10 protein-coding genes are annotated in these 11,994 nt (G+C 70.1%); 4 read left to right on the top strand and 6 right to left on the bottom strand.

Going from position 1 to position 11,994, the window contains the following annotated elements; translation table 11 throughout:
- Positions 1-10 precede the first annotated feature (10 nt).
- From IAE60_RS04500 to IAE60_RS04510, 3 genes are all read right to left on the bottom strand, one after another.
- Positions 11-1,627, bottom strand: a complete 1,617-nt coding sequence (locus tag IAE60_RS04500; protein ID WP_187574664.1) for a phosphoethanolamine transferase — start codon at positions 1,625-1,627, stop codon at positions 11-13.
- A gap of 47 nt (positions 1,628-1,674) precedes the next feature.
- Positions 1,675-2,394, bottom strand: a complete 720-nt coding sequence (locus tag IAE60_RS04505) for a phosphatase PAP2 family protein (protein WP_187574024.1) — start codon at positions 2,392-2,394, stop codon at positions 1,675-1,677.
- Between the two features lie 130 nt (positions 2,395-2,524).
- On the bottom strand, positions 2,525-4,243 hold the full coding sequence (locus IAE60_RS04510; protein WP_185894831.1) for an ArnT family glycosyltransferase: 1,719 nt from the start codon (positions 4,241-4,243) through the stop codon (positions 2,525-2,527).
- 136 nt (positions 4,244-4,379) lie between these two features.
- Here IAE60_RS04510 and IAE60_RS04515 point away from each other — a divergent pair, with 136 nt between their 5' ends.
- The 3 genes from IAE60_RS04515 to IAE60_RS04525 are packed head-to-tail and all read left to right on the top strand — an operon-like array spanning position 4,380 to position 7,043.
- Positions 4,380-5,072 (top strand): response regulator transcription factor, encoded by a 693-nt coding sequence (locus IAE60_RS04515; protein ID WP_187574025.1) that lies wholly within the window; start codon positions 4,380-4,382, stop codon positions 5,070-5,072.
- A 32-nt stretch (positions 5,073-5,104) separates the two neighbouring features.
- Complete coding sequence (locus tag IAE60_RS04520) at positions 5,105-6,337, top strand: sensor histidine kinase (protein ID WP_187574665.1); 1,233 nt, start codon at positions 5,105-5,107, stop codon at positions 6,335-6,337.
- Between the two features lie 28 nt (positions 6,338-6,365).
- Positions 6,366-7,043 (top strand): MliC family protein, encoded by a 678-nt coding sequence (locus IAE60_RS04525; protein WP_244966654.1) that lies wholly within the window; start codon positions 6,366-6,368, stop codon positions 7,041-7,043.
- A 12-nt stretch (positions 7,044-7,055) separates the two neighbouring features.
- Here the strand turns inward: IAE60_RS04525 and IAE60_RS04530 are convergent, their stop codons facing one another.
- From IAE60_RS04530 to IAE60_RS04540, 3 genes are all read right to left on the bottom strand, one after another.
- Positions 7,056-7,700 (bottom strand): DUF3011 domain-containing protein, encoded by a 645-nt coding sequence (locus IAE60_RS04530; protein WP_244966655.1) that lies wholly within the window; start codon positions 7,698-7,700, stop codon positions 7,056-7,058.
- A gap of 99 nt (positions 7,701-7,799) precedes the next feature.
- Entirely contained in the window at positions 7,800-9,029 is a 1,230-nt protein-coding gene (locus IAE60_RS04535) for a multifunctional CCA addition/repair protein (RefSeq protein WP_187574026.1), read from the bottom strand.
- A gap of 124 nt (positions 9,030-9,153) precedes the next feature.
- A complete protein-coding gene (locus tag IAE60_RS04540) occupies positions 9,154-11,112 on the bottom strand; it encodes a transglycosylase SLT domain-containing protein (RefSeq protein WP_187574027.1) in 1,959 nt (652 codons plus the stop codon).
- 77 nt (positions 11,113-11,189) lie between these two features.
- On the opposite strand from IAE60_RS04540, the gene IAE60_RS04545 reads away from it, so the two are divergent.
- Positions 11,190-11,972: a sulfite exporter TauE/SafE family protein gene (locus tag IAE60_RS04545; RefSeq protein WP_244966656.1), complete on the top strand. Its 783-nt coding sequence runs from the start codon at positions 11,190-11,192 to the stop codon at positions 11,970-11,972.
- The last annotated feature ends 22 nt before the right edge of the window (positions 11,973-11,994 follow it).

Here is an 11,994-nt window from a genome sequence, read left to right on the forward strand (position 1 = left end):
GGACAGCCGATTATTGTCCGGCCCGGCAGGTCAGGAAAATGTCGTGGTCCGGCTGGTACAGCGAGGTCCGCACGTCGGTCAGGCCCAGCAGCGTATGGAACAGGTCGTCGTGGCTGTGGGGCGCGGTGGCCACCCGCCGCAGGCAGGCCGCGTCCAGCCGGGTGGAGGCGCGCCAGCCGTCCGAGAACCAGGCCACCATCGGCACCTCCAGCTGCTCGCGGGGTGCGATCGAGTAGGGCATGCCGTGCAGGTACAGCCCCTTTTCGCCCAGCGACTCCCCGTGGTCGGACACATACAGCAGCGCCGTGTCGTAGCCGGGCAGGGCGGCCAGTGTATCGATGGCCGTGGCCAGCACGTGGTCCGTGTAGCCCAGGGCGTTGTCGTAGGCGTTGACGATCTGCTCCCGGCTGCAGCGCCCCAGGTCCGAGGATTCGCAGACCGGGGTGAACCGCTGGAATGCGGGCGGATAGCGTTCGAAGTAGGTCGGGCCATGGTTGCCCAGCATGTGCAGGACGATCACCTGGTCGCCCGTGTGGCGGCGGGCAGCATCGGCCAACCCCTCCAGCAGGATGCCGTCATGGCAACGCACGCCATTGCACAACGTGGCGTCCTGGCGCGCGCGCATGTCCTCCACCTGCAGTCCCGAGCACACGCCCTTGCAGCCGGACTGGTTGTCGCGCCACAGCGTGGCCACGCCCGCGCGCTGCAGGACGTGCAACACCGACTGGTGGCCGCGGATGGCCTTCTCGTCGTACTGCGCGCGCCCGTACGGCGAGAACATGCACGGCAGCGAGACCTCCGTGCTGCTGCCGCAGGCGGTGACGCGGGGGAAGTTCAGCACCCCGCGCCGTGCGAGCTCTGGGGTGGTCTGCCTCGCATAGCCGTTGAGGCCCCAGTTCGCGGCGCGGGCCGTTTCGCCCACCACCAGCACCAGCAGGCGCGGCCGGCGCATGGTGGCCGCCGGCGACTGCACGGCATCCTCGCCGATCGGCAGTTGCGCGCGCGCGCGGCCGGGCGGCTCTTCGCTGACCACCTTCGCCAGCGATACCAGCACGTTGGCCGGCGTCACCAGGTAGCGCACTTCGCGCTGGTTGCGCAGGAACGCGGTCAGGGGCTGGGTCACCGGCAGCACGCCCAGCACGGCGGTGCCGACCATGCCCGCCAGCAGGGCGACGCGCAGGGCCAGCGTGCGCTTCCACGTGCGTTCGCGCAGCCGCACACGCCAGATCACCACCAGTGCGGGCAGCGTGGCGAAGAGCGGCAGCAGCGCGTCGATGCCGGCCAGTTCGCTGGCCTCGCGCCAGTCGGTGTGCAGCACGTTGCGCACCATGTCGGCGTCGATGTAGATGCCGTAGGCCGCCATGTAGTGGCCGGCCAGCGCGGACGTCACCACCAGCAGCGACAACACCACGCGGGCGGTGCGTCGCCACACCAGTAGCGTCAGCCACACGCCATTGGCGGCGGTGACCAGCAGGAACAGCGACAGCGCCCATTGCCACTGCGTCAGCGGTTGCGGTGCGGCCGCCCGCCAGAACACGCCATTGGCGAACAGGCTGAAGTACAGGCACGCGCCGACGATCAGCGTCTCCGTGCCCATCCACGGACGCGCCAGGAGCAGGGTGCGCATGCGCTGCCACGCGCGGACGAGCGGCGAGTCGTGCAGGGCGGTGGTGCTCATGCGCGCGACTCCGTCGGCACGGATCCGCTGCGGCCGAAGCAGGCCTCGACCGCGCATGCCACGCCCCAGCAGACCGCCAGGCTGGCGACGTCATGCGAGAGGAAGTGCGCGCCGCGCAGCTGTTGCGCCAGCCCGAACACCATGCCCGCGAGCAGGCCGATGCCCAGGCCCGCATAGCGCCAGCGCGGCGCCACACGCAGGAAGAAGAAATACAGCGCCACCCACGCGAATCCGCCCGCGGCATGCGCCGCGGGAAAGCACGCGGCCGGTCCCAGTGTGGCGGGGCGTGTTTCGAACAGGTCGATGAAGGGCCGCTGCCCGCCCAGTCCGGCCAGATCCCACGGGCAGTCCATGTGGGTCAGCGCCTTCAGCGCGGCCACGCAGGCGACGGACGCGAAGACGGCCAGCAGCAGGCGCGCCGCCGGCCGCGTCCACGCTGCGGTCGGCGAGCGCCAGCGCCACAGGGTGGCCACCAGCAGGCCGGCCCAGGCGACCTGGCTCAGCAGGCGACCGCCCCGATGCAGCACGCCCTCCAGCAGCACGCTCCGCTTCAGCGCCCACGCGCCGCCTTCCCATTGGAACAGCCAGCGCGCCCAGTGCAGGTCGAGCTGCCGCGCGGCCGCCCACGCGAGCAGCAACAAGGGCAGTGAGGCGAGCAGCAGTCGCGGCGTTGCGCGGCGCGGAAGCAGCAGGGCGTACGAAGGGGAAATCGACATGCAACACGAGCGCAGGAACAAGGTCCGCGCATGCTGGTGGTCGCGATGTCGTAACGCGGTCGGACAGCCGTCGGAAGTCCGTTAAAACGCGCGCGAATGATTCTCGCGCGCGTGCGCCGTTGCTGCGGATTCAGTCTTCACTGACATCGGCCGACCAGTCGGCCGGCACATCGCAGCCTTCTCGCCATGCGTCGCCGGGCGCGAGGATCCATGCGCGCCGGTTGGAAGCGCCGATGTCGACGACCTTCGCCGGATCGAGGCAGGGCCCGATGGCTTCCTTGCGCAGGAACAGCCAGCGACGCTCCGGCGCTTCCAGCAACCAGGCATGCGCGTGCTGCCACTGGTCCACCCACGGCTGCTTGAAGCCGAAGTCGGTGACGGGGCGGTCCGCCTGCAGCAGGTGCTGTTCGCGCCAGCCCAGCATGGCCAGCTCCGCGTCCGGCCCGATCCGCTGTCCCACGCGCTGCATCAGCGCCTGGGCGGAGCTGTCGGGGCTCAGCGCCGGCATGAAGCCCATGCCGTAGGCCGTCCACAGGGCGGCGGTGACGGTCACCAGGGCCACCCCCACGCGGTGGCGGGAGGCACGCGCTATGGCGAACATCGCCACCGCCGCGACCATCGCGAAACCCACCAGCCACCGGCCCAGTTGGGCGACGGTGTCCATGTCCATGCCGCGGCCCTCGACCAGCGACTGCAGGCGTTCAGGCGGTGCCGCCAGCAGCCACGCGCCCAATGCGCCGGCCACCACCACCAGCACCGCCATGTAGGCCCACAGCGTCGCGCGCACTGCGCGTCGGCGCAGCAGCCCGGGCAACAACGGCGCCGCGGCCACCGCCAGCGCCGGCAGCATCGGGAAGATGTAGACCTCGCGCTTGCCGGGGCTGGCGCTGAAGAACACCAGCACCAGCAGTGCCCAGCCCAGCAGCAGCGCATGGCGTGCGTCCACGCGCTTCACCCGCCGCCACCAGGCGGGCAGCAGCCAGGGCGCCAGCAGCACACCCGGCAGCCAGAGCGTCAGCATCGTCTGCAGGTAGTACCAGGCCGGCTTCACGTGGTGCCAGGCGTTGGCATAGCGGGTGCCGGTCTGCTTGAACAGCATCTCGCGGGCGTAGGCGTGCAGGGCGGGATCGGCCGAGGTCAGCGCGACCGACAGCATCGGTACCAGCCACACGCCCGCGCCCGCGATGAAGCCCGCCAGGCCTGCCAGCGCATGCAGGCCGCGATGCGGGGGCAGCGCCTGCCGCGATTTCAGCCGCACCCACAGCCAGGGGATGAAGACCAGCAGCGGCAGGAAGCCCACGCCCTTGGTCACCGTGCCCAGGCCCGCGGCGAAGGTGCCCAGGGCGAGCAGCCAGGGGCTCGGCTTCTCCAGCAGGTAGCGCAGCAGCGCCCACAGCGACAGCGTGGTCATGCCCACCAGCACCATGTCGATCTGGGCGCGCTTGGCCTGCAGCGCGAACTGCAGGCACACGAACAGGCCGAACACCGCGTACGGCACGGCATGGCGCCCCCACAGCCGGCGCGCCAGGTCGCCGCTCAGCCACAGGGTCAGCAGGGCCGCCAGCAGCGACGGCAGCAGGAAGGCGACCTGCCAGTCGCGGACCAGCAGGTAGCTGGCGGCCTGCAGCCACATGAAGACGGGCGGCTTCTCGGCATACAGCTCGATGCCCCGGTGGGGGAACAGCCACTGCCCGGTCTCCACCATGGTGCGTGCCGCCAGCACGAAGCGGGGTTCGTCGGCCGGCATCGGCTCGCGCATGCCCAGCCCGGCAAGCAGCGCCCAGGCCATCAGCAGGAGCAGCAGCGGGGTCTGCCAGCGGGGGGCGTTGCGGAGGTGCATCGGGGTCATCGGCGTTCGCGGTGGCCTGCAGCGGAACGCATGATGGTGGATCATGGCGCGTAAGAGAACCGTCGGAACTCCGACGGCGCTTCGACATCCGGCCTGCGAGACTGCGGGTCCCCTACGCGCAGCTGGGTATCCGCCGATGCGGTTGCTGGTCATCGAAGACAACCGTAGTCTGGTGGCGAACCTCTTCGACTATTTCGAGGCGCGCGGACACACCCTGGACGCCGCCCCGGATGGCCTCACCGGGCTGCACCTGGCCAGCACCCAGACCTACGACGCGATCGTGCTGGACTGGATGCTGCCGCGCCTGGAAGGGCCCGAGGTCCTGCGCCGTCTGCGCGAGGACCACGGCTCGGACGTGCCGGTGATCATGCTGACCGCGCGCGACGAGCTGCCCGACAAGATCGCCGGCTTTCGTGCCGGCGCGGACGACTACCTGACCAAGCCTTTCGCGCTGCCGGAACTGGAAGTGCGGCTGGAGGCGCTGATGGCGCGTGTGCATGGCCGCCAGCGCCGCAAGGTGCTGGAGGTGCACGACCTGAAGCTCGACCTCGCCACGCTGGAAGCCACGCGCGCCGGCCAGCCGCTGCATCTGTACCCGGCGTGTCGCAAGCTGCTGGAAACGCTGATGCAGGCCAGCCCGGCTGCCGTCACCCGCCAGCAGCTGGAACATGCGCTATGGGGCGACCATCCGCCCGACGGCGACATGCTGCGCTCGCATATCTACGAACTGCGCCGCAGCGTGGACGGCCCGTTTCCGGTGAAGCTGATCCAGACGCTGCCGCGGACCGGCTACCGGCTGGCCGTGCCGCACGCATCGGGGGACGCGTGAGGGTCAGGCGCAGCCTGCGCGCGCACATCCTGATGTGGCTGGGCGGCTATGCCCTGCTGCTGACGGCGGCGGTGATGCTGCATGGCTTCCTGGTCAACGAAATCGCCGAGCGGCTGGTCTGGGATTCGCTGCTGAAGACCGAGCTTGAGCACCACCTGCAGCGCCGCGCCGACGATCCACGCTATCGCTGGAGCGACACCGACGACCTGCAGCTGTACGCCTCCACCGATGCGCGTCCGTTGCCGCCCGAAGTCGTTAGCCTGCCGGAGGGCATCCATGACGAGCTGATGCTCGGCGACCGCGAGGTACTGGTGCTTGTCCGCACCGTGCAGGGGGTGAAGTACACGCTGGTGCTCGACATCACCGAACTCGAATCGCAGGAAGACACGCTGACGCTCATCGTGCTCGGACTGGCCATCACCCTGGTGGTGGTGATGGGTGCGCTGGTGGCCTGGGGCCTGCGTCGATCGCTGCGTCCGTTGACCGGGCTTGCGGCGGACATCGGCACACTGTCGCCGGACAGGACCGGGCAGCGGATCACGGTGCCCGAGAAAGCGACCACCGAGCTGGTGGTGATCGCCGGCGCACTGAACGACTACCTGCGTCGGCATGAAGCGTTCGTCGAGCGCGAGCGCATCTTCATCGACACCACCAGCCATGAGCTGCGCACGCCGGTGGCCATCATCGCAGGCGCCAGCGAACTGGCGCTGGAGCAGCCGGACCTGCCGGCGCCGGCGCGCCAGCAGGTCCAGCGCATCCATCGCACCGCGCGCGACGTCGAGCGCCTGATCGCACTGTTGCTGACGCTGGCGAAGGATCCCGCGCGCCTGTCGCGCAGCAGCGACGTGGTGATGCTGCACGAACTGCTGCCCGACATCATCGACGACCATCGCCACCTGCTGGCCGGCAAGGATCTGCAGGTGATCGTCGACGACCTGCAGCCCTGCAGCGTGTCCGCTCCGCTCCACATCGTCCAGGCCGCGATCGGCAACCTGCTGCGCAACGCGATCGAGAACAGCGATCGCGGCCAGATCCACGTGCGGCTGGATGCCGACGCCACCGTCACCCTGCAGGACCCCGGCCATGGCATGACGCCGGAGGACATCAGTCGGCTGTACGCACAGATGGCCCGCGGCGGCGGCCGCGAAGGCGGCGGCATCGGCCTGGATCTGCTGGCCCGCCTGTGCGAACACCTGGGCTGGACCCTGTCCATCCAGTCCGCGCCGGGGCGCGGCACGATCAGCCGGTTGCGCCTGTCGCGTTGACGCGGACTTTCGTCCGGATGGCGGTAGCATGGCCCGTCGCCACCGAGTCGAGCGCATCGCCATGAAGCTGCCGCTGTCGTGTCCTGCCTTCATCCTGCTGGTGGCCTGCACGCCGACGCCGCCTCCACCGCCCGCCGTGCCGGCTGAGCCGCCGCCGGCAATGTCGCCGAAGGTGCCATCGGCCGCTTCACCCACTGGGCCCGCGCTGGCACCGCCCTCCTTCGATTGCGCCAGGGCGGGCAGCGCGGCCGAGAAGCTGGTCTGCGGTGATGCCGAACTGGCGGCGCTGGATCGTCAGCTGGCCGCGCGTTACGCCCAGGCCACGGACGCAGACCCGGCCGTGCAGCGCGGGTGGGTGAAGGAACGCGACGCGTGCTGGAAGGCGGACGACCTGCGCCTGTGCGTGCTGGAGGCGTACCGGACCCGGCTGGTGGAACTGGCGATCGGCGCGCCCGGGCGGGTCGTTCCCAAGACCGTGGAGTACCGCTGCAGCGACAACCGCAAGCCGTTCACCATGGTGTACTACAACGACATCGATCCGCAGGCGGCGGTGATGACCTGGGGCAACGACCAGGCGATCGTGTTTCCGCAGCCGGCGGCCAGTGGCGCGAAGTACGGCCGCGTCGGCATCGAATACTGGGAGCACCAGGGGGAAGCGAGCGTCGACTTCTTCGGCAACAAGCTCAGCTGCAAGCCCGTCCCGTAACGCCGCGCCGTTTCAGCGCACGCGGCGATAACGTACCTCGTTGTGGCGGTCGCCCACCTGGGTGGTCACCAGGCCGTCGCGCGTCTGGTCGACGTCGAACACGGCGTTGCCCACGTTGAGGCGACCCTCGTTGATCCAGCCGTCGACGGTCTGGTCGCGCGTGCGCGCCGTGGCACGGCCATCGGCATCGATGGTCAGGGTGACGTCGCGGTCATAGACCGCGTTGTAGCCCTCGAACCTGCCGACCATCCAGGATGGCACGTACGAGGTATGGCGCGCACCCTGGTAGCGGTCGTCGTGCTTGTTCGCGTTGTGCGCGATGGCGCCCAGGATGGCGGCCCCGATCAGCACGCCTGCGGCGACCTTGGCGTCATGGTCGTCGTGGTGTCCCGACGAACCGGTATGCACGCGGAACGTCGCACGGCAGCCGTCGTCCACCCAGATCTCGCGGCGGCTGTAGTCCCAGGTGCGGCCCTGCGTACAGGACGCGCCGGACAGTTGCCGGTCGAGCGTGACGTAGCCGGCGGTCGCGATCGGACAACGCTGGTAGCGGTCGTTGCGGCTCTCGCAGGTGACGTAGTCGTCGGCGCGGGCGTCGACACTCCACAGCCCGGTACCGACGAGGCAGACGGACAGCAGGAGGCGCATGCGTTCCATGACGGGTCCTTCGCAGGGTGGCAGGGTGCGGCCTCCCCGGCCGCGTCGCCACCATACCTCCGGCGCGCGTTGAATGTGAGCCGAAATCGCGACCGTCCGTCAGCTGTCCGCTCGCCGTCGCTCCCGGACGGCGGCCACCCGGGCGGCCTGCAGCGCCTCACCGATCTGCACCCCCGTCATGCCTTCCCGCACCACATCGCGTGCGCTGACCTGCAGCGCGGCGCGGTGCAGGTCGACCAGGGCGCGCCCCTGGGGATAGTCGGCCGCCTCCTGGCCGCCGCGACCGCGCTTGTCGGCCTCGCAGACCGTGGCCAGCCAGGGAATGCGTTCCGGCCGGCGGAACGCATCGCAGCGAGCGAGCAGTTCGATCACGGTGGCATCGCGCAGCTCGAACAGGCGGTGCACGTTGAGGTGTTCCCGGCAGGCCATCACCGCCAGTTCGCGATGATCGACCGGGACCTTGAGCCGCTCGCACAGCGCGATCACCGGCTTTACGCCGGCATGCTCGTGGCCGATGTGTTTCGGCAGCACGTCGGCGGGCGTCAAGGCCTTGCCCAGGTCGTGCACCAGTGCGGCGAATCCGATCCGCGCGTCGCCCGGCGCGAGCCGCGCCGCCATGTCGCAGACCATTTCCTGATGGATGCCGGTATCCACCTCTGGGTGGTATTCCGCGCGCTGGGGTATGCCGTACAGCGCATCCACTTCGGGCAGCACGACGGCCAGCGCACCGCAGTCGCGCAGCGTGGACAGGAAGGCCGATGGCCGCGTGGACGCCAGTGCGCGCTGCAGTTCCTGCCATACGCGCTCGGGCACCAGCGCATCCAGTTCGCCGCTGTCGACCATCGTACGCATCAGCGCCACCGTTTCCGGCGCGAGGGTGAAGCCCAACGGGGCGAACCGCGCCATGAAGCGCGCGGCGCGCAACACCCGCAGGGGATCCTCGACGAAAGCCGGGCCCACATGACGGAGCACGCGAGCCTGGATGTCGCGCGCGCCGCCGTACGGATCGACGAGCGTGCCATCGTCGGCCTGCGCGATCGCATTGATCGTGAAGTCGCGCCGCTGCAGATCCTCTTCCAGCGTCACCGAAGGATCGGCATCGACGACGAAGCCGCGATAGCCACGCCCGCTCTTGCGTTCGGTCCGCGCCAGCGCGTACTCCTCGCCGGTATCGGGATGCAGGAACACCGGGAAGTCGCGACCCACGGCCTTGAAGCCTCGCGCTTCCATCCCGGCCTGGGTGGCGCCTACCACCACCCAGTCGCGATCGCCGGGCGGCAGGCCCAGCAACCGGTCGCGTACCGCGCCGCCGACGAGATAGGTCTTCATGCCGCCATGATGCCGGATCGGCAACATCACTGTCTGCGGTGAGCGGTTGTGGCAGCGTGGCCGCGAATCAGCACGACCTGCGCCATCGAGACTTACGCCGCTCCCACGGCAGGCATCGCCGGCTTCAGCTCTTCGGCATCTGCGCGGTGGGGCAGGTGAACGCTTTGCGCTTGGCCTGCACGCGCCCCATCATCCGGTCGCTCACCGGCAACGCATTGCCGTTGAGGCGCCAGTCGTAGATCACGCTGAAGGCCAGCACGCGCGCCACATATTCGCGCGTTTCCTTGTAGCTGATCGTCTCGATCCAGAGGTCGGGATCGAAACCGGGGCGCTGCGACTGCCAGCGTGCCGTCGGTGCGGGCCCGGCGTTGTAGGCGGCGATGGCGACATAGGGCACGCCATACTTGTCTTCCATCTCGCGCAGGTAGGCCGTGCCGATGGCGATGTTGGTGTCCGCGTCGTACAGGCTGGACGCACCGGCATAGGGAATGCCCAGCCGCTTGGCCACGCCCGCGCCCGTGCCGGGCAGCACCTGCATCAGGCCCATCGCGTTCGCGCCCGAGCGTGCCTTCGGATTGAAGATGCTCTCGGCGCGGATCTCGGCGGCGACCCAGGCCGGGTCGATGGCATGCCGGGCCGCCTCGCGGCGGATGGTGTCGCCGTGGTGCAGCGGGAAGCGCAGTTCGTACAGCCGCTGCTCGTCGGGCTGCCTGCCCAGCGAGAACACGGCGCGGTCGAACCAGCCGTTGTCGCGCGCCACCTCCACCGCGATCCGCCGCTGGGTATCGTTGAAGCGCGACAGCGCTTCGTTCCATTCCGCCGTGGCCCAGCCCGGGCGCTCCAGCTGCCACAGTTCCATCGCGCGCACGATGGCCGGGTCGCGTGCCACCGTCTGCTTGGCGTCGGGCGGATCACGGGGGATCCAGGCGCACAGCGCGTAGTCCTGCCCCAGTCGGTCGGCGGCGAGGAAGCCGTGGAAGGTGGGGCTGGTGGCGGCCTCGCGGAACAGGCGCTGCGCGCCCGTGCGATCGCCGGTCTTCTCGCTCATGCGCGCCTCGAAGTAACGCCAGCGCGAATCGTTGCGCTGCGACGGCGGCATCTTCCGCAGCGCCGCGAGCGCCGCCGGCCAGTCGCCGCGGGACATCGCCTCGCGCACGCGCCATTCGTGCAGGCGCTCGTCGTAGGCCGATTCGGGCACGTTGCCGAGCCGGCGGGCGGAATCCGGTCCGTACGAGGCGACGGTCCACAGGGCGATCTGGTACAGCACCTGGCCGCGCTCGGTGTCGCCCATGCCCAATGCATCCGCGTACTGCGGCAGCAGGCGTTCGGCAGTGTCCGGATCGGATTGCGCCAGCTTCGCCAGTCCATGCGCGGCCATGCGTCGGCTGCGGTCGGTCTTCGGCCAGTTCAGCGCGCGCGGATGGACGGCATCGATGAAGGCGGCGTAATCATTGGCGAGCGCCGCTTCATCCGTCGGCAGGCCGCGTGCGGCGCTGCGCATGACACCGGTCTGGCGCTCGGCGGCCGCGGCTTCGATGCGTTCCCACCGCAGCGCCGCTGGAAGGCCGCCCTGGGTGGCGAGCACGTTGAACACCGGGTCGCAGCCGTCGGGCAGCGACTTGGCACCCTTGCGCCAGATCGCCTGCGCCTGTTCCGTCCATGCGGCATCGAGGCGTCCGGTGGCCTGGCGCGCCTGCAGGTGGGCGCACTGCAGCGCCACGCTGTCGGTGGGCTGCCAGGCGGCGAGGAAGGTCGGCCATTCCTGGCGCCGGGCGAGGGCCGCCAGCCACAGGGTGCGGAACTGGGCGGCCACCGCCTGGCCGTCGTGGCGGCGCAGGAAGTCCCTGGCCTGCGCGCTCGTCACGACGTCAGGGTCGTGGCGCAGCGCCGCGAACTCCAGCCAGCCGGACAGGGGATGGCGCGCCAGTGCGGCCGAGCTGGCGGGTTCAAGGCGACCCGCTTCGGCGTTGGCGAGCGCAGTGCGGAATGCGGGACGCTGGGCCTCGAGCGATTGCGCGTGAGCGCGTACGGACAGGCACAGGGCGGTGGCGGCAGCGAGTACGATGAGGGGAATGCGGACCATGCCGGGACTATACCCATGCCGGCTGAACGTCCCTGTAGATGGACACGACGTCGAGGTGAGGCTTGGAAGGTGTGTGGATGTTCCCCGTGCTCGGCGTGGTGGCCGGCATCCTGGCAGGCCTGCTCGGCATCGGCGGAGGCCTGGTGCTGGTGGCGGCACTGGCGTGGATACTGCCGCTGCACGGCATTCCGAAGGAGGCCGCGATGCATGCGGCGCTGGCCAGTTCGCTGGCCAGCATCATCCTGACCGCATCCTCGTCGGCGTACGCGCACCATCGCCGCGGCAGTGTGCTGTGGCCGACGGTGGCGTGGATGGTGCCGGGCCTGCTGCTGGGCGGCTGGCTGGGCAGCGGCCTGGCGGTCCATCTGGACGACCGGGTGCTGCGCTGGATCGTCGCCGGCTACTGCTTCATCGCGGGGGCGCAGATGGTGTTCGGTGGCCGCGCGCATCCGGAAGGACGAGGCGTACCTGCGCCCCGTGGCGTGGGCATCAGCGCGGCCGGCTCGGTCATCGGCGCGGTATCGGCGGTGGTCGGCATCGGCGGCGGCAGCATGACCGTGCCTCTGCTGGTGTGGCGCGGCGTGCAGCCGGTGCGTGCCGTGGGCACCTCCAGCGCGTGCGGCGTGGCCATCGGCATCGCCAGCGCGGCGGGCTATGCGCTGCATGCGCCCGCCGGCGCATTGCCGGCGCATGCCGTGGGCTACATCTACCTGCCCGCCGCCATCGGGGTGGCCATCGCCTCCGTGCTGGCCGCGCCCTACGGCACCAGGCTGGCCCATCGCATAGGCGGCAAGGCGCTGAAACAGGTGTTCGCCGCGTTCATGGTGATGATGGGCATCGCCATCCTGGCCAGCGGCTGACAGCACATTATCTACATGCATT

The sequence above is a fragment of the Pseudoxanthomonas mexicana genome (assembly GCF_014397415.1).
GTDB classification, from domain to species: Bacteria; Pseudomonadota; Gammaproteobacteria; order Xanthomonadales; family Xanthomonadaceae; genus Pseudoxanthomonas_A; species Pseudoxanthomonas_A mexicana.